The 19,917-nt window shown below is 34.3% G+C and carries 15 protein-coding genes; all 15 read left to right on the top strand.

Features of this window, described 5'->3' with window-relative positions:
- Positions 1-18 precede the first annotated feature (18 nt).
- The gene (gene purF / locus GYM76_RS08410; RefSeq protein ID WP_065562395.1) at positions 19-1,533 is read left to right on the top strand and encodes an amidophosphoribosyltransferase; all 1,515 of its coding nucleotides are present in this window, start codon (positions 19-21) and stop codon (positions 1,531-1,533) included.
- A 472-nt stretch (positions 1,534-2,005) separates the two neighbouring features.
- On the top strand, positions 2,006-4,681 hold the full coding sequence (locus GYM76_RS08405) for an inverse autotransporter beta domain-containing protein (RefSeq protein WP_220225178.1): 2,676 nt from the start codon (positions 2,006-2,008) through the stop codon (positions 4,679-4,681).
- A 116-nt stretch (positions 4,682-4,797) separates the two neighbouring features.
- Positions 4,798-5,874, top strand: a complete 1,077-nt coding sequence (locus GYM76_RS08400) for a hypothetical protein (protein ID WP_220225177.1) — start codon at positions 4,798-4,800, stop codon at positions 5,872-5,874.
- Positions 5,875-6,000: 126 nt separating this feature from the next.
- A complete protein-coding gene (locus GYM76_RS08395; protein ID WP_065734758.1) occupies positions 6,001-6,207 on the top strand; it encodes a YheU family protein in 207 nt (68 codons plus the stop codon).
- 85 nt (positions 6,208-6,292) lie between these two features.
- Entirely contained in the window at positions 6,293-6,925 is a 633-nt protein-coding gene (crp, locus tag GYM76_RS08390) for a cAMP-activated global transcriptional regulator CRP (RefSeq protein WP_034903327.1), read from the top strand.
- Between the two features lie 47 nt (positions 6,926-6,972).
- Positions 6,973-7,698 (top strand): isoprenyl transferase, encoded by a 726-nt coding sequence (locus GYM76_RS08385; RefSeq protein WP_220225176.1) that lies wholly within the window; start codon positions 6,973-6,975, stop codon positions 7,696-7,698.
- Positions 7,692-8,528, top strand: coding sequence for a phosphatidate cytidylyltransferase (locus GYM76_RS08380; protein WP_220225175.1), 837 nt, complete (start codon positions 7,692-7,694; stop codon positions 8,526-8,528). Before GYM76_RS08385 ends, GYM76_RS08380 begins: the two co-directional genes overlap by 7 nt.
- 13 nt (positions 8,529-8,541) lie before the next feature.
- On the top strand, positions 8,542-9,852 hold the full coding sequence (gene rseP, locus GYM76_RS08375; RefSeq protein ID WP_220225174.1) for an RIP metalloprotease RseP: 1,311 nt from the start codon (positions 8,542-8,544) through the stop codon (positions 9,850-9,852).
- A 25-nt stretch (positions 9,853-9,877) separates the two neighbouring features.
- Positions 9,878-12,307 carry an outer membrane protein assembly factor BamA gene (gene bamA, locus GYM76_RS08370; protein ID WP_220225173.1) on the top strand — a complete coding sequence of 810 codons (2,430 nt, stop codon included), beginning with the start codon at positions 9,878-9,880 and terminating at the stop codon, positions 12,305-12,307.
- 41 nt (positions 12,308-12,348) lie between these two features.
- Positions 12,349-12,837, top strand: a complete 489-nt coding sequence (locus tag GYM76_RS08365; protein WP_220225172.1) for an OmpH family outer membrane protein — start codon at positions 12,349-12,351, stop codon at positions 12,835-12,837.
- Positions 12,837-13,865 (top strand): UDP-3-O-(3-hydroxymyristoyl)glucosamine N-acyltransferase, encoded by a 1,029-nt coding sequence (gene lpxD / locus GYM76_RS08360; RefSeq protein ID WP_220225171.1) that lies wholly within the window; start codon positions 12,837-12,839, stop codon positions 13,863-13,865. Before GYM76_RS08365 ends, lpxD begins: the two co-directional genes overlap by 1 nt.
- 105 nt (positions 13,866-13,970) lie before the next feature.
- Positions 13,971-15,272: a trigger factor gene (tig, locus tag GYM76_RS08355; protein WP_065734764.1), complete on the top strand. Its 1,302-nt coding sequence runs from the start codon at positions 13,971-13,973 to the stop codon at positions 15,270-15,272.
- A gap of 89 nt (positions 15,273-15,361) precedes the next feature.
- Positions 15,362-15,964 carry an ATP-dependent Clp endopeptidase proteolytic subunit ClpP gene (gene clpP / locus GYM76_RS08350; RefSeq protein WP_305054763.1) on the top strand — a complete coding sequence of 201 codons (603 nt, stop codon included), beginning with the start codon at positions 15,362-15,364 and terminating at the stop codon, positions 15,962-15,964.
- Between the two features lie 19 nt (positions 15,965-15,983).
- Positions 15,984-17,249, top strand: a complete 1,266-nt coding sequence (clpX, locus tag GYM76_RS08345; RefSeq protein WP_065562383.1) for an ATP-dependent protease ATP-binding subunit ClpX — start codon at positions 15,984-15,986, stop codon at positions 17,247-17,249.
- 162 nt (positions 17,250-17,411) lie between these two features.
- The gene (lon, locus tag GYM76_RS08340; RefSeq protein WP_220225170.1) at positions 17,412-19,847 is read left to right on the top strand and encodes an endopeptidase La; all 2,436 of its coding nucleotides are present in this window, start codon (positions 17,412-17,414) and stop codon (positions 19,845-19,847) included.
- Positions 19,848-19,917 lie beyond the last annotated feature (70 nt).

Below are 19,917 nucleotides of genomic sequence, written 5' to 3'. Positions count from 1 at the left end.
CTTTGAGGTAATCATTGTATGTGTGGTGTTGTTGGTATTGTAGGATGCAGTACAGTTAATCAATCTATTTATGACGCTTTAACTGTTTTGCAGCATCGAGGACAAGATGCTGCGGGGATTGTAACTATCGACGAGCAAAATCGTTTTCGCTTACGTAAAGCAAATGGTTTAGTTAAAGATGTATTTCAAGAACATCATATGTTGCGTTTACAAGGTAATTTAGGAATAGGGCATATTCGTTATCCCACTGCGGGCAGCTCAAGTCCTTCAGAAGCGCAACCATTTTATGTCAATTCACCTTATGGTATTGCACTTGCACACAATGGTAATTTAACTAATACTGACCAATTAAGAAATAAAGTATTTGAATTAGCAAGACGCCACATTAATACAAGCTCTGATTCAGAAGTATTACTTAATATTTTTGCTAGCGAACTTGATAAATTCCCTACCTATCCATTAACTGCAGAAAATATTTTCACCGCTATCAATCGGGTACATCAAATCATTAAAGGTGCTTATGCATGTGTTGCAATGATTATTGGACATGGATTAGTCGCATTTCGTGACCCATTTGGTATTCGTCCTTTGGTGATAGGTAAAAAAGTGCTTGATAATCAAAAGACAGAATATATGGTTGCATCAGAAAGTGTTGCTTTAGATATTCTCGATTTTGAATTTATGCGTGATGTAGAACCCGGTGAAGCTATCTATATTACTCAAGATGGACAACTTTATTCAAAACAGTGTGCAAATAATCCTCAATATTACCCATGTATTTTTGAATATGTTTATTTTGCCCGCCCAGACTCATTGATGAATGGTGTTTCAGTCTATCAATCTCGTATATTAATGGGACAGAAACTAGGTCAAAAAATTGCTAGAGAATGGAAAGACATTGATATTGATGTCGTAATTCCTATTCCTGAAACATCATGTGATGCCGCGCTTGAAATTGCCAGAATTCTAAATAAACCCTATCGACAAGGATTTGTTAAAAACCGTTATGTTGGGCGTACTTTTATCATGCCAGGTCAAGCGGAACGAAAACTTTCAGTAAGAAGAAAACTAAATGCTAATCGTATTGAATTTGAAGGTAAGAATGTTCTTCTAGTTGATGATTCCATTGTTCGAGGGACTACATCAGAAAAAATACTTGAGATGGTGCGTTCAGTTGGTGCTAAAAAAGTTTATCTAGCTTCGGCAGCGCCTGAAATTAGACATCCTAATGTTTATGGTATTGATATGCCAGTGGCTAGTGAACTTATAGCTTATAACCGTTCTGTTGGTCAAATTGCAAAAGAAATTGGAGCAGATAAATTAATATTTCAAAATCTTTCTGATTTAATTGATTGTATTAAAGAGCAAAATCCTAATATTCATCATCTAGAATGTTCTGTTTTTGATGGAAAATATGTTACTGAAGGAATTGATGATAATTATTTTGATACTCTAGAGCATCACAGAGCCGAAAATAAATCAATCATACCAGAATCTGAAAATCTTGAAATTTATAATGAAGGTCAATACTAGTTATTTAATTTTCTAAAATATAACCTATAATTTTGAATAAGCTTGACCTGAATAGTTCAAGCTTATTTCTACCCCATAAATTAGCCTCCCTATTTTACAATATGAAATATTACTCTGTTGCTTAATTTCTATTACTAAAAAGTAATATTAAGTTGATTAATTAATAAAAATCGTAAGTTTTACACAAAAATATAATGAATTAACTCTTTGATTAATATCAAAAAAAATAGTCTTTACAAAAAGATGTCAAAAAAAGTTATAAAATAGTTTTATAAATTACATTTATGTAATAAAATCTTTCCAAATACAGCTGTTTTGTAAAGAAGTTTTAATTTTGACGCGAATAATATTTAGTATAAAAGTCGCATAATGAAAACAACATATTAAATAATAGCAACTTTAAAAACAGTATAGCAAAGTAAATAAAAACGATGCCTTTATTAAAGTTGGTGAAATATAAGGAATGATTACGGTGAGAAAGAATCTTAATTTAAGAGTTATCTCAGCATTTGTAATGGCTACATTAAGTTGGAATTATGCTTATGCTATTGATACTCAGCAATTGTCGAATGTGGTTGATAGCAATAAAATCATTGAATTAAAAAATGGTACTAAAGCTCGAGAAATGATTAATAATCAAAAACGTAGTTTGTACCAAATTGCATTATTAAGTAATATTTCAATTTCTGAATTACGTGCTATGAATGCAGGTCGTTTCGATAAAAAAGATATGGTTGAAGTCGATGAACGATTAGTTTTACCTGAAAATTCTCCTTTATTACCAGCAATAAATAAAAATAATAAGAAAGATAAATACTCAAATTTACCTTCGCTAGGCTCTGATGATAATTACGATGTAAATAAAGACAAAGATGCACTATCAAGCCAAATAGCTACCACCTTGCAAACACTTGCAACTCAAGATTGGAAAAGTATTACTTCAGCGGATAATGGTGGTATCTCAGGACATTTGAAAAACAAAGGTAAAGATTATGCTGAAAATTATGTCCGTAATGGTATTCATTCACAAGTAGTAGATCCTCTTCGTAGCGCTGCTCAAAATTTTTTAGGCCGTTTTGGTACTGCTCAATTACAATTTGATTTAAGCGATAAGGGGGAATTCAATAATATTAATGTTAAATTATTTAGCCCATTGATTGATACGGACAGCACGCTGATTTTTAGTCAGTTATCATTCCAAGAATACGAACATAATCGTCATATTGGTAACTTTGGTATTGGTCAACGTTGGGATGTTGCTGATAATACATGGCTATTAGGGTATAACGCCTTTCTTGATCATGATTTCCAACGTTCACACAATCGTTTAGGTCTAGGTGCTGAAGCTTGGACTGATTATATGAAGTTTGCTGCTAACTATTATCATCCATTATCTGACTGGAAAGATTCCAGAGACTTTGATGACTATTTAGAACGAGCAGCTAGAGGTTTTGACATTCGCTTTCAGGGCTATTTACCTCAATATCCTCATTTAGGCGGATCACTTATGTATGAACAATACTATGGTGATAAGGTCGCTTTATTTGGTAAGGATAATTTACAAAAAGATCCAAGAGCGATCACAGTCGGATTAGATTATACCCCAGTTCCTTTATTTACCGTTAAAGCTCAACATAAGCGCGGACAGGATAGTAAAAAAATCACATCTGCTGAATTAACAATGAATTATCGTATTGGTACACCGTTAAAAGATCAGTTAGACCCAGATATGGTTCAAGCGGCTCGTTCTTTAAAAGGCAGTCGATATGATCTAGTTGATCGTAATAACTATATTGTTCTTGAATATAAAGAAAAGAAAATGACTGTTGATTTAGGGTTAGATTCTCTTCGATTACTTGAAGGTACTACTCATGATCTAGTTATAGGTGTTCATAATGCCAAAGGTATATCAAGTTTAGCTTGGTCAGGCAATATGCAAGATATTGATAATGGTGGTGGTTTCTTATGTTCTGCTGTGGGAGTGTGTACTAGCTCTTCATGGTTAACACCTCCTGCTGATGTTAAGAATTGGAAGATTGTTGCACCTAGTTATGTAGACCGAAATGGGAACAGATTGCCAATTAGTACAAATGGCGTTTATAACCTAGCAGTAACGGTTACTGATAGCAAAGGAAAATCAGCAACATCTAATTCAGTTTCATTTGAAGTTCTACCTAATTTAAATATTCGTAAAGTAGGTGTTTGGGCGATTGATAGTTTAAGAAATCCAACAACGTCTGTACAAGCTGTAGCTGATGGTACGACTTCAGTAACACTATTAGCAAGTTTGGTTACCCCTGGAACGCCTACTGGAAGTGGAAGCTTTGGGGATGGTTATGATGGTTTTAGTGACCAATCATTGATGTCTAAGGTAAGCAATACATTCAAATCCTCAGTGGTTGATTTGTGGACAGCAACCAGTAATGGTACAAAAGTCAATTTAATTGATGGTACTTCCGGTACTGTAAGAAGTTGTCCTACATCAGAACGTTGTGTCATTGTTAAATCTTTTGAAAAAGTTAAAATGGGCGATAACATTTCAGCAAATGCGTCTACCGCAGCGGGTACAACAGCTATTGGTGATACTTACACTATCGACGTTGCTTCAAACTTTGATGGAGCAGTTGATTTTTCTATCAAATTAGATGGTTATGGTCAGTCTTTCAACAAAGCTTCGGTTAATTTTGGTGGGGGTAGAGCTGGTTACATTAAAGTATATCGTAATGATGGGACTTTAGTTGCTAGACAAAATGGAAACGTACTTGATTTTGAACCCGGTATTACTGGATGGTATGTAGGTACTGAATATAACGTAAAAGCTTACGTTGATGATACTGAAACTGTGGAAATTACCAACCCATTTATTATATGGTCACTTGTTGGTTCAAATAACTTGGCATGTCCTGGAAGTGCAATGACAACATTACCAAGTTATGTTGATAATCCTAATGGTCCTTGGTTTAACGTAAGTATGGGACCGAATGCACCTTACACTATCAGAACGAACATGACTAGTTATGCAACAACAGGTACAAGCATTCCTGCTGTGGCTGGAGCTCCAGGGTATATAAATCTTAATCAGGTAGCAGCATCACCAGTAGCATGTGCTGGAGATCAAGGATTTAAATTACAAGTTTCAGTTAATTAGAGAAAAATTTTAATCATCTTCGAATTATCGAAGGTGATTTAAAAGGCAACACCAAAAAATGGTGTATTCATATAAATATAACATGTTAATTTATTAGAGAAAATAGGAAGTTAAACATGAAAAAATTAGCAATAAAAAAAATTGCATTAAGCTTGTTTTTAGCAGGTTATGCTGCAAGTAGTGCTTATGCAATAAGTCCTGTAACTACAACAAACGCAGTTCAAGGTAGCGCTCCTGTGATGTGGTCTAAAGCTGGAACAGCAGCTCATACTATGACAGTTCGTATCTCAAATAATGCTACTGGTGCAACTGCTATTGGTAATGGTGAAAAAGCTAAAGTTGGTGATTACATTCACATTTTTTATAATTTAAAAGATAGTGATGGGGATCAAGATCCAACATCAGCAAAGAAAGTAGCAGGTACATTAACAGTTTGGATGAAATTGGATCGTGTTAATGGTGCTTGGCAACAAGTAACAGATATCACTGATACCGCTATAGCGTATGATGCTAATGGTGAAGAAGGTCATATTTCTTTCCAAATTAGTAATTCAATGGCAGGGGCTGAACAAATTGGTTTCCAACTTCAGGAAAGGACAGAATTTGGTAGTCCAGACCATGGTAAATGGTTAACTGTTGCTGATATTTGGTCTTCTACTAATCCTCCTAAGGCTGATGATGATGATGATAAACCAAACGATCCAGGTACGGGCGATGAAGGTCCAGGTGATCCTGATCCAGACAACCCAGTTGGTCCTGTCGAACTTCCAGGGGCTACTACTTTGGGTATCTTCAAGTATAAGTCTGATGGTTCTGTAGATTTAGCAGTTAACCTTGCTACTACAGCGAATACCGATGCAGCTTCAACTCCAATGTATGGTGATAAATTAGCGGCTATTGTATGGTTGAATAATTCAGGTAGTACTATTTCGAATGCCCCTAATTTTACGGGATCTACTCCTGATATGAATAAATCTTCAGCATATAACTATACATGGCATCTAGATGGTACTTATGCGGGAGATGCAGCTCCTGCTGCTGCAATTAACGTTGGATTAGGTAGAGATAATACTCATGGCTATGGAACAATTGAATTAGGAGATATTTCTGCTACAGTTAAACATAACTCAAAATATTCAATGGGCACTAAAGCAGGTCTTCAAGGCTACAAACTTAAAGTTACTGCAAACTAATCATTATTTAATGAAACTAATTAAAACCACTCAACTGAGTGGTTTTTTTATTTAATATTCCGTATGCACTTCTTACAATTAACTTGTTAAAATAAATTAATGTAAGTTAACTTAGCAAATATAATTATGATAATTCCTTGGCAATCTCTTGATTCAACTACATTAAACAATCTAATAGAATACTTTGTTTTACGTGAAGGGACTGATTATGGTGAACAAGAAAAATCACTTGAAGATAAAGTGAATGATGTAAAACTTCATTTAATTAATGGTTCAGCTGCAATTTTTTGGTCTGAATTACACGAAACAGTAGATATTAAATTTATTAAATAATGATTAAAATCATTTTAGTGAGTATATGATTTATTCTGTAACTTTGTTATAGTGTTACTGTAGTAATTTGAATAGAGAGGAAGGAATAATGATTGGTAAACAGCAATCAGATACAACATTGGAATGGTTTTTATCTCATTGCCATATTCATAAATATCCAGCGAAAAGTACCCTTATTCATCAAGGTGAAAAAGCCGAAACTCTCTATTATATTTTAAAAGGATCTGTAGCGGTATTGATTAAAGATGATGAAGGTAATGAAATGATTTTGTCGTATTTAAACCAAAATCAATTCTTAGGTGAATTAGGTCTTTTTGAAGAAGGTACAGAACGTAGTGCTTGGGTTAAAGCGAAAACAAGCTGTGAAGTGGCCGAAATATCCTATAAAAAATTTAAACAGCTAGTGCAAGTTAACCCAGATATATTAATGCGATTAGCTAGTCAAATGGCAAGCCGGTTACAAGTTACATCAGAAAAAGTAAGCAATCTAGCTTTCTTGGATGTAGCCGGTCGAATTGCACAAACACTATTAAACTTAACTAAACAGCCTGATGCGATGACTCACCCAGATGGTATGCAAATAAAAATAACCCGCCAAGAGATTGGGCAAATTGTCGGTTGTTCACGTGAAACCGTTGGAAGAATTTTAAAAATGCTTGAAGATCAACACCTAATTTCAGCACATGGTAAGACGATAGTTGTTTATGGCACCCGTTGATTTATCGAAATTATCATTAATATGATAGATATATAACGAGATTATACATGACACAATATATTCCCAATCATGTGGCGATTATTATGGATGGTAATGGTCGATGGGCTAAGCAAAGAAATCAATTACGCGCTAAAGGCCATCGAGCTGGTTTAAAAGCGGTGCGTAAAATTGTCACATATGCAGCAAAATTAGATGTAAAAGTGCTTACTTTATATGCTTTTAGTAGTGAAAATTGGAAACGTCCAGCTAATGAAGTTACTGCTTTAATTTCACTGTTTATTTATGCGTTAAATCGCGAAATTAAAAATTTAAATAAAAATAATGTTCGATTAAATATCATTGGTGATATATCAAAATTTAATCAAAATCTTCAAAATCTTATTATTGATGCTCAGCATTTAACAAAAAATAATACTGGCCTTACCTTGAATATTGCAGCTAATTATGGTGGTCGTTGGGATATTGTTGAATCAGCTAAAAAAATAGCTTCACAAGCATTAGATGGTAAAATAACGCCACAGGATATCAATGAGGAATATTTTGGCTCGATTATTTGTATGAATGATTTACCTGAAGTTGATTTAGTTATTCGCACCGGTGGCGAATACCGAATTAGTAATTTTTTATTATGGCAATGTGCATACGCAGAATTGTATTTTACTGACACATTGTGGCCTGATTTCAATCAGGCATCATTTGATGAAGCGATAAATATTTTTAACACTAGAGAACGGCGTTTTGGTGGCGTTCTAAATGAGGACCTTTCATGCTAATCCAGCGTATTTTAACAGCCATCGTACTTATTCCCCTTGTTATTATTGCACTATTTTTTGCACCTTTATCGATATTTTCTTATTTAATCATTGCTATTTGTGCATTAGCAGCATGGGAATGGAGTAATTTTTTAGCAGAAAGAACCGAGAAAACAGTTCTTTTGTTTTTAATTGTTTTTTCAATAGTTTTGCTTTACTTCATACCAATTGAGTCAACACTAAAAAGTAAGTTATTTGCTTTAATAATTTGCTTATCAGTTATTTGGTGGTTAACCGCTTTGTTACTAGTTGTAGGTTATCCTAACTCAGCAAAATACTGGTCTAAATCACCATTAATTAAGCTGTTGTTTGCTTTTTTTACCTTAGTACCTTTTTTTATAGGAATGCTTGAATTACGGACTATTAATTACGGTGTTAATAGTTATACGGGGGCTATTTGGTTGCTCTATGTATTTGTGTTAGTATGGGCAACCGATACCGGTGCTTATTTTGCTGGAAGAGCGATTGGTAAACGGAAGTTGGCTGTTAAAGTCTCACCAGGAAAGACGGTAGAAGGTTTTATCGGTGGTGTCAGTTTAGCAATTTTAGTTTGTGTGATCGCTTACTTAACTGGTTATTTTAATATTAATTTTACTCAATTTTTATTTAGCTCTCTATTGGCTGTTTTGGCTTCGGTATTAGGTGACCTGACTGAAAGCATGTTTAAGCGTGAAGCAGGAATTAAAGATAGTGGAAATCTTATCCCAGGGCATGGTGGTATTTTAGATCGTATTGATAGTTTAACCGCGGCAGTTCCTGTATTTACTATATTATCTTTGCATTTATTCTAAAGGGTTACTGATTTTGCTTTGGTCACTGTTGTTATTTATTATTACTATCAGTATATTAGTTACTGTTCATGAGTTTGGGCATTTTTTGGTTGCTCGGCTATGTAAAGTACATGTAGAGTGTTTTTCAATCGGGTTTGGAAAAAAAATATGGTCGCATAGGTTTTCAAATGGAACTGAATTAGTTATCGCTATGATTCCACTTGGCGGATATGTTAGAATGCTCGATAGCAGAACGAGTGAATTATCCCCTAATTTAGAACAACGCGCTTTTGATAAAAAAAGTATTTTGCAACGGGCTGCAATTATTTTTGCAGGACCATTTGCCAATTTTGTTTTAGCTTTAATTATTTATTGGGTTATTTTTTTGACGGGTGTGGTTGATTATCCTGTTAGAATAAAAAGTATTATACCTTCAACTCCAGCTGCATCTATCAATATGCCAGCAGGTGCAGAGTTAAGAATGATTGATAATGCTAAAATAGACTCTTGGAATGACGTAAATGCAGCATTGATTTCTGCTTTAGGTAAAAGCAATATTAATGTTACCTATAGTACTGGTATTGAGCAACAAGTAGTTAGTCGAGATGTTAATATTAGTAATTGGTATTTTGATATAGAAAAGGAATCTGCAATTACAGCATTTGGATTTATACCTAAACAATTGGAAATTTATCCAATTGTAAGTAAAATTGTACCCGATTCAGCAGCAGCTCAAGCTGGTTTAAAAGTAGGTGATACAATAATTAGTTATAATGATCATTTTTATCAAAATTGGAATGATTTTACAGATATTATAAAAAAAGCTGGAATTATAAAACTTAAAGTAAGTAGGAACAATAAAGACGTAGATCTTACACTTGAGCCAACAAGAAATAGAAATGGAGAAGGTGTTGCAGGTTTCTATCCGACATCTGATGCAGTAATTAAACAATATGGTTTTTTTAATGGATTCGATAAAGCGATGAAACAAACAATGTTAACGACTAAGTTAACGGTTCGTTCTCTTTATCAATTAGTAACAGGAGTGATTGGTCTAAAACATTTATCAGGACCAATTACAATAGCAAAAAGCGCAGGGCAAACAGCAAGTTATGGATTTACCCCTTACTTATATTTTCTAGCCTTTATTAGTATAAGTTTAGGAGTTATCAATCTTGTTCCATTACCTATGTTAGATGGCGGGCAGTTGCTTTTTTTATTTTTTGAGAAAATAAAAGGAAATGCCTTATCGAATAAAGCACAAGAGCGTTTTTTTCGTATCGGATTTGTTTTATTAATGGTAATAATGGGAATTGCACTATTTAATGATATTTTACGATTGTAATGGGATGAGGTTATAAATATATACGATGAAAATAAATAAATTACTTATAGCATCTTTGCTGTTTAGTACCACAGCAGTATATAGTTCCAATGCATTTTGTGTTGATGATTTTGTGGTTAGGGACATCAAGTTTGAAGGTTTGCAACGAGTTACAATCGGTGCTGCGATGCTTGAAATGCCTGTTCAAGTCGGTGACTATGTGAATGAATCTGATTTAGGTCGCATTATCAAATCACTTTACGCCAGCGGTAATTTTGATGATATTACTGTTTCTCGTGATGGAGATAGATTAATTATCCATGTCCAAGAACGCCCAACTATAGCAAGTATTACCTTTTCTGGTAACAAATCTGTCAAAGATGACATGTTGAAAAAGAATTTAGATAGTACCGGTATTCGAGAAGGTGATGCATTAGATCGTACAATGCTTTCAGGAATCGAAAAAGGGCTAGAAGATTTTTACTATAGTGTTGGTAAATATAATGCTCAAATCAAAGCCGTCGTAACACCATTATCTCGAAATCGTGTTGATTTAAAATTAGTTATTGCTGAAGGTAAATCTGCTTTAATAGATCAAATCAATATCGTGGGTGCAAAAGCTTTTTCATCTGAAGAGCTTATTTCACGGTTTTCATTACGTGATGAAGTGCCTTGGTGGAATATGCTTGGTGATCGTAAATATCAAAAGCAAAAATTGGCATCGGACTTAGATGAGTTGCAAAGCTTTTATTTAAATCGAGGTTATGCTCGATTTAATATTGAGTCTACACAAGTTAGCTTAACGCCAGATAAAAAAGGGATTTATGTCACTATTAATATTCATGAAGGTGAACAATATAAGTTAGCCGATTTTGATTTTAAAGGTAACTTTGCAGGACATGAAGAGGCAATCCAAAAACTAGCCAAAGAAAAGCTTACTGTAGGTGAACTTTATAATGGTAAAAAAATAACTGATATTGAGGATAATATTAAGCGATTGTTGGCTAATTTTGGCTATGCTTATCCTCAAGTAGCTATTCAGCCTGAAATGGATGACTCATCACATACTGTTAAATTAGTAGTATTAGTTGATGTAGGGCAACGTTTTTACGTACGCAATATTAAAATTGTCGGCAATACAATTACAAGTGAAAGTGTGGTTCGTCGTGAACTTCGTCAAATGGAAGGATCATGGTTGAGCAATGGTTTGGTTGAACTTGGTAAAGAACGTTTAAATCGATTAGGTTTCTTTGAAAGTGTTGAAGCGAATACTGAACGAGTTCCTGGCATTGATGATCAAGTTGATATTATTTATAAAGTAGCTGAACGTAATACGGGTAGTATTAAATTTGGCGTGGGTATTGGCTCAGACAGTGGTATAAGTTTTAATGCTGGAATTTCTCAAGATAACTGGTTAGGAACGGGGAATAGCGTTTCATTTGATATTAATACAACCAGTAGTGATAAAAGTGCATCTGTTTCGATTGTTAATCCTTATTTTACTGTTGATGGTGTTAGTTTAGGTGGTAGCGTTTACTACAATACTTATAAAACTGATAGTGATGATGATGAATCTGAGTATTCAAGTAAAACTTGGGGGGCTAATTTAGACCTAGGCTTCCCGATTAGTGAAAATAATTTTGTTCGTTTTGGTACAGAATACGCTAATCATAAATTAGCTGATATGAAACCTCAGTATAATATGTGGCGCTATTTTGAATCAATGGGTGAAAATATGAAAAATAAAGATAAGTCTTATTCATATGACACCAATGATTTGTTATTGAACGCTTATTGGACATATAACTCACTAGATCGTGGTTACTTCCCAACAGATGGGTTAAAACTAACCGCTAATTTAAAAGCGACAGTGCCAGTATTTGATAATAGATTCTATAAAATGGTTAGTGATGCTTCTTATTATTATCCAATTGATGCCGATCATAAATGGGTATTTTTAGCTCGAGGCCGATTAGGTTATGGTGGCGGATTTGGTGGAAAAGAATTACCATTCTATGAAAATTTCTATGCAGGTGGCTCAACTGTATTGCGTGGCTTTAAAACAAACACTGTCGGCCCTAAAGCAGTATATTTTAAAACAGGCGTAGATGGATGTAGAACCTTAGGCGATACAGCTCAATGTACTAGTTCTAAAGATGCAATAGGTGGTAATGCCTTAGCATTCGGAAGTACGGAGCTAATAGTCCCAACACCATTTGCAAGTGAAAAATATGCAGATAGTATTAGGACATCAGTATTTTTTGATGCAGGAACGGTTTGGGATAGTGAATGGGATCTAAAAGGCAAAAATATTCCTGATTATAGTTCCCCATCTGATATTAGAATGTCTGCTGGTCTTGCTGTTCAATGGATGTCCCCATTAGGGCCATTGGTATTTTCTTATGCACAGCCGTTAAAGAAATATCATGGTGATTCAGCGCAGCAATTCCAATTTAATATAGGTTCAACATGGTAATGCCATGTTGTTAATAACTAAAATACACATAGGTGAATAAAGTGAAAAAAATTATATCTGTTATTGGCATCAGTATTGCTCTACTTTTTACAGGCTTTGCAAACGCTGAAACTAAAATTGGTGTTATCGATATTAAATCCGTAATGGATCGTATGCCAGAACGAGAAGCAATCGGTAAAGAATTGAACCAAAAATTTGAAGCGAGAGCTAAAGCATTAGAAAAAGAAGAAAAGCTTGCTGATGCAGCTGCTGCACGTTTAAAGAAAGAAGGTCTAACTTTGTCATCTTCCGAAAAAACTAAATTAAATAAAACTATTGCAGATTTTCAGAATAAAGCCACAGCTTTCGCAAATGAATATCGTGAAAGCGAAACAAAAGAAGCTGGTAAATTACTAACCAAAATTCAAGAAGCAGTCAAAACCATCGTTGCTGAAGAAAAATATGATCTTATTTTAAGAGTAGATACCGTTTTATATGCCTCTGACGCTGTAGATATTACTGACAAAGTTTTGGAGAAGGTTAAAAAATAATGTTTGCTTTTCGTCTAGAGCAATTAGCTGACAAGCTTGATGCTACATTATATGGTGATGGTGAATTAACTATCACCGGTGTAGCATCAATGAAAAGTGCCACAAAAGGCCAAATCACTTTTTTGTCGGATAAAAAATTCCAAAACAATTTATTAACTTGTAACGCTTCAGCAGTTGTTATGACAGAAGATAGCCTTAAATATTGGAATGGGGCTGCTTTGATTGTTAAAGATCCTTATCTTACTTATGCAAAATTAGCACAACTTTTAGATACGACACCGTTACCAGCTAAAGGCATTGCACAATCAGCGGTGATTGATTCTACTGCTAAGCTTGGACAAAATGTCTCAATTGGTCCAAATGCTGTTATAGAAAGTGGTGTAAATCTTGGTGATAACTGTTGTATTGGTGCTGGCTGTTTTATTGGGAAAGATACTCAAATCGGTGCAGGCACAAAAATATGGTCTAATGTATCTATCTACCATAACTGTATTATTGGTGAAAACTGTTTGATCCAATCAGGAACAGTAATAGGTGCAGATGGATTTGGTTATGCAAATGATAAAGGTAAATGGATAAAAATCCCTCAGCTTGGCCGGGTAGTAATTGGTAATAACGTTGAAATTGGCTCATCAACAACAATCGATCGTGGTGCTTTAGATGATACTGTCATCGGTAATGGCGTCATTATTGATAATCAATGTCAAATTGCGCACAACGATGTTATTGGTGATCATACTGCTGTTGCTGGTGGTGTTATTATGGCTGGTAGTTTAAAGATTGGACGCCATTGCCTAATTGGTGGTGCGAGTGTTATTAACGGCCATATGGAAATTTGTGATCAAGTAACTGTGACTGGAATGGGTATGGTTATGAGACCAATTACTGAGCCGGGTGTATATTCATCGGGTATTCCATTACAACAAAATAAAGTATGGCGTAAAACAGCTTCATTAGTTTTACATATTGATGAAATGAATAAACGTTTGAAAGCACTTGAGAAGAAGCTATTAAATGTCTCGACGTAGACGATTACGGTCGGTATAATGCTTCCCTATTTTATAAATTTAATTAGCTCAATTAATCAATTTATAATTATGAGCAAATATATTCAATAATTCCGAGGTATAAAGATGCAAGTTTCGGTAGAAACAACAGAAGGTTTAGGCCGTCGTTTATCAATTACAATTAAATCAGAAGATATTACCAAAGCAGTTGATAAAGAACTTATCAATACAGCAAAGAAAGTTCGTATTGATGGTTTCCGTAAAGGAAAAGTACCTTTAAAAATTGTTGAACAACGCTATGGTGCTTCTATTTTACAAGACGCTTTAAGTGATTTGATGCAACGTAATTTCATCGATGCAATTATCCAAGAAAAATTAAATCCAGCTGGTGCGCCAACATATATTCCAACAGAATATAAAAATGGTGAAGATTATACTTTCACTGTTGAATTTGAAGTTTATCCGGAAATTAAAATCAAAGATTTAGATAAAATCGAAGTTGAAAAACCAGTAGCTGAAGTTGTTGATGCTGATGTAGAAACAATGATTGAAACCTTACGTAAACAACAAGGTACTTGGAAAGTTGTTAAAAAGACAGCGAAAGAACAAAATCGTGTCACGCTTGACTTTTTAGGTAAAGTTGATGGTGCTGAATTTGAAGGCGGCAAAGCTGATGATTTTGCGCTTGTATTAGGACAAGGTCGAATGATCCCTGGTTTTGAAGATGCAATCATCGGTCACAAAGCTGGAGATGAATTTGATATTAATGTTACATTCCCAGAAGATTATCATGCTGAGAATTTAAAAGGTAAACCAGCAGTATTTTCTGCTTCACTTAAAAAAGTTGAAGAACTTGAGTTACCAGAACTAACTGAAGAAGTAGTGAAAAGATTTGGTATTGCTGATGGCACAGTTGAAAGTTTACGAGCAGAAGTACGCAAAAATATGCAACGTGAACTTAATGCAACAATTCGCAATAAAATCAAAACACAAGTCATTGATGGTTTAGTAAAAAATAATGATATTGAAGTTCCATCTGCTTTAATTGATCGAGAAATTGATGTCTTACGTCAACAAGCCTTAACTCGTTTTGGTGGTAATGTTAAACAATCAATGGATCTACCTAAAGAGTTATTCGAAGCAGAAGCTAAACGCCGTGTATTAGTTGGACTATTATTTAGCGAAATCATTGAAAGTAACAAGTTAAAGGCTGACGAAGCAAAAGTACAATCTTTAATTGATGAAATTGCAACTGCTTATGAAGATCCTAAAGAAGTGGTTGATTATTATCGTAAAGATAAGAAAGCAATGGATAATATCCGTTCTGTTGCACTTGAAGATCAAGTAGTTGATTTATTATTAGCTAGTGCAAAAGTAACAGATAAGACTTATTCATTCTCAGAATTAATGAATCAACAAGTTGCTTAAGCAGCTTGTCACTTTATTTAATTAAAATTCATTATAAGCCCAAATAAGGATCAATTGTTTGGGCTATTTTGTTTAATTAGGAGATGAAAATGCCTTTAGAACCATACATGAGTGTGATTCCAATGGTTGTTGAGCAAAGTTCTCGTGGCGAGAGAGCTTATGATATTTACTCACGATTATTAAAAGAAAGAATTATATTTTTAACTGGGCAAGTTGAAGACAATATGGCAAATTTGATTATTGCTCAGATGCTTTTTCTTGAAGCAGAGAATCCTGAAAAAGATATCCATTTATATATCAATTCTCCTGGTGGAGTAGTGACTGCTGGTATGGCTATTTATGATACGATGCAATTTATTAAACCAGATGTTAGTACTATTTGTCTTGGACAAGCATGTTCAATGGGCTCATTACTTTTAACTGCTGGTACTAAAGGTAAACGTTTTTGCCTGCCTAATGCACGCGTCATGATCCATCAACCATTAGGTGGTTTTCAAGGACAAGCGTCAGATATTCAAATTCATGCTCAAGAAATATTACAGGTTAAAAGCCGATTAAATAATATTTTATCAATGCATACTGGTCAGGATATTAGTGTAATTGAAAAAGATACAGATCGTGATAACTTTATGTCAGCCGAGAAAGCAGTTGAATATGGATTAGTTGACGCCATATACAGTAAACGATCTTAATAATAAATAGGTAAAGAAAGTGGATAAAGAAAACTCAGAAAAATTACTCTATTGTACTTTTTGTGGCAAAAGTGAGCATGAAGTCCGTAAGCTAATTGCTGGGCCATCATCTATTTATATTTGTAATGAATGTATTGGACTATGTAATGATATTCTAAAAGAAGAAACGAAAAGTTTTCTTTCTCATGAAGAATTTATTAGTAAACCATTACCGACACCGCACGAAATACGAGCTCATCTTGATGAATATGTTATTGGTCAGGAGCGGGCTAAAAAAGTATTATCAGTTGCTGTTTATAATCATTATAAACGTTTACGTAGCTATTCTAACCGTAGTGATGTTGAATTAGGTAAAAGCAATATTTTATTAATTGGCCCTACGGGTAGCGGTAAAACATTATTAGCTGAAACATTAGCGCGTTTTCTCGATGTCCCTTTTGCCATGGCTGATGCAACCACATTGACTGAGGCAGGATATGTGGGTGAAGATGTAGAAAATATTATCCAGAAATTATTACAAAGTTGTGATTATGATGTAGAAAAAGCGCAACGTGGCATTATTTATGTTGATGAAATTGATAAAATTTCTAGAAAATCAGATAATCCATCTATTACTCGAGATGTTTCTGGTGAAGGTGTTCAGCAAGCTTTATTAAAAATTATTGAAGGCACTGTTGCATCCGTTCCTCCTAAAGGCGGACGTAAACATCCTCAACAAGAATTCTTACAAGTTGATACTTCTAAAATCCTCTTTATTTGTGGAGGGGCATTTAGTGGATTAGATAAAGTTATTGAAAATCGAGTCTCTACTAATACGGGTATTGGTTTTGGTGCTGATGTGAAAAGTACTAAAAATAAAGCGACTGAGTCTGAGTTATTAGCTCAAATAGAGGCTGAAGATTTGGTCAAATTTGGTCTTATACCTGAATTTATTGGTAGATTACCTGTTATTGGAACGTTATCAGAGCTAGATAAAGATGCTTTAGTTAATATCCTAACTGAACCCAAAAACGCTTTGACCAAGCAGTTTAATGCGTTATTAGAATTGGATGGTGTAGAACTGGAATTTACTAAAGAAGCTTTAGATGCCATTGCAATTAAAGCGATGAAACGTAAAACAGGTGCTCGAGGATTACGTTCAATTGTCGAAAATATACTGTTAGATACAATGTATGATTTACCATCAATGCAAAACGTCAAAAAAGTACTTATTGAGAAAGATACGGTAAATCATTTGCAATCACCTAAATTGATTTTTCGTGAAGATACAGAACTATCTGCATAATAGATAAGCAATTATCCTATTCAAATTGGTAAGTAGCATTTATGTAAAAAATGAAATACGTATGTACATTTATTGTACTACGTATTTAAAACAGGATAAGCTTGAATATCTTAAAATCACCCCAATATAAGACAGATAAGTTTGTACTACCGAGAGAATAAAATGAAGACAAAACAAACTAAACAAATGATTATGCCTATTTTACCATTGCGTGATGTTGTTGTATTTCCACATATGGTAATTCCTCTCTTCGTTGGTCGTAATAAATCAATCCGTTGTTTGGAAAGTGCAATGGAGATGGATAAACAAGTTTTTCTTGTAACACAAAAATATCCTTCACAAGATGAACCTGATGTAGAGGATTTGTATGAAGTTGGTACTATAGCCAATGTTTTACAATTACTTCAATTACCTGACGGTACAGTTAAAGTTCTGGTTGAGGGTGTCGCGCGAGCTAAAATTGTTGATATTATTGAGCGAAAAGAAGAAGATTTTTTAATCGCAAATATTAAGCCACTAAAAGAACCTAAAAAAGCAGATAGTATTAGTCAAGCGATGATAAGAGTCTTATTATCAAATTTTGATGATTATGCGAAACTTAATAAAAAAGTCACTCAAGAGGTTGTTGATTCTATTCATTTAATTAAAGAATCATCTCAATTAGCAGATTCCATAGCTGCTACCTTATATATAAAAGTTGAACAAAAACAAGAGATTTTAGTTACTGCTGATTTAGAAAAACGTTTCGAGTTGCTTATTTCATTAATGGAATCAGAAATTGACTTGTTGCAAGTTGAAAAAAACATCCGTCAACGCGTCAAACAACAAATGGAAAAAGCGCAAAAGGAATATTATCTAAATGAACAGATCAAAGCTATTCATAAAGAGCTAGGTGATATAGATAATAAACCTGATGAATTTGAAGAGCTAAACTCAAAAATTACTAAAGCAAAAATGCCAAAAGAGGCAAAGGAAAAAACACTATCTGAGCTTAATAAGCTTAAGATGATGCCCGCTATGTCTGCCGAAGCAACTGTTGTTCGCGGATATATTGATTGGATGTTACAAGTTCCTTGGAATAAACGCAGTAAAGTAAAAAAAGATATCAATTCTGCACAAAAAGTTTTAGATAAAGATCATTATGGGTTGGATCGCGTAAAAGACCGAATTTTAGAGTATTTGGCCGTACAAAGTCGAGTAAATAAAATTAAAGGCCCAATTTTATGCTTAGTCGGGCCCCCAGGTGTTGGTAAAACATCATTAGGTCAATCTATTGCTAAAGCTACGGGAAGACAATATGTTCGTATGGCTTTAGGTGGTGTGCGTGATGAAGCCGAAATACGAGGACACCGAAGAACCTACATTGGTTCAATGCCAGGTAAATTAATTCAGCGTATGGTAAAGGTTGGCGTAAAAAACCCGCTATTTTTATTAGATGAAATTGACAAGATGGCTTCTGATATGCGTGGTGATCCTGCATCGGCATTATTGGAAGTTCTGGATCCTGAACAAAATAATGCATTTAATGACCATTATTTAGAAGTGGATTATGATTTATCTGATGTAATGTTTGTTGCGACAGCTAATTCAATGAATATTCCAGCACCACTACTTGATAGAATGGAAGTTATTCGGCTATCTGGTTATACGGAAGACGAGAAATTGAACATTGCTAAACAACATTTAATCGCTAAACAGATTGCTAATAATGGCCTAAAAGCAAATGAAATTGATATTGATGATTCAGCTGTAATTGGCATTATTCGCTATTACACTCGTGAAGCTGGAGTTCGAAGCTTAGAAAGAGAAATTGCTAAAATTTGCCGTAAGGTTGTTAAACAATTGGCTTTAAATAAGCGTTTGCGTAAAGTAAGTGTAACTCAAACTAACTTAAAAGATTACTTGGGTGTACAGCGTTTTGATTATGGTAAATCCGAAAGTGAAAATCGGATCGGTCAAGTGAATGGTCTGGCATGGACAGAAGTTGGTGGTGATTTGCTAACCATTGAATCAATGAGTGTTGTTGGTAAAGGAAAATTAACTTATACCGGCTCACTTGGTGACGTTATGCAAGAATCCATTCAAACGGCACTTACTGTTGTTCGTTCGCGCGCTGAAAAATTGGGTATTAATAGCGATTTTTATGAAAAGCGTGATATACATGTGCATGTTCCTGATGGTGCTACACCTAAAGATGGTCCAAGTGCAGGCATTGCAATGTGTACCTCATTAGTATCTACTTTAACGGGTAACCCTGTTCGTGCAGATGTTGCCATGACAGGTGAAATTACTCTACGAGGTGAAGTATTACCAATTGGTGGATTAAAAGAGAAATTATTGGCTGCTCATCGAGGTGGTATAAAAACAGCTATAATTCCTATTGATAATGCTAAAGATCTCGAAGAAATTCCAGCAAATGTTAAAGCTGAAATTGATATAAAACCTGTTAAATGGATAGATGACGTATTGACGATTGCATTGCAAAATAATCCGTTTGGTATCGAGCAAGTTAAGGAAAAAGTTAAAATAAAGTCGCCTGTTAAAAAATCTGTTAAAAAAATTAAAAACACAGCTAACATTTCAACTCGATTAAACTAAAATAAACAAATCAAAAAGCCAACTTTATGTTGGCTTTTTTTTCGACTTTTAATTAGATAATAGCCAATTT

This window comes from Gilliamella sp. ESL0443, assembly GCF_019469165.1.
In the GTDB taxonomy this organism is placed as follows: domain Bacteria; phylum Pseudomonadota; class Gammaproteobacteria; order Enterobacterales; family Orbaceae; genus Gilliamella; species Gilliamella apicola_E.
This window is presented reverse-complemented; position numbering and strand designations above follow the sequence as displayed.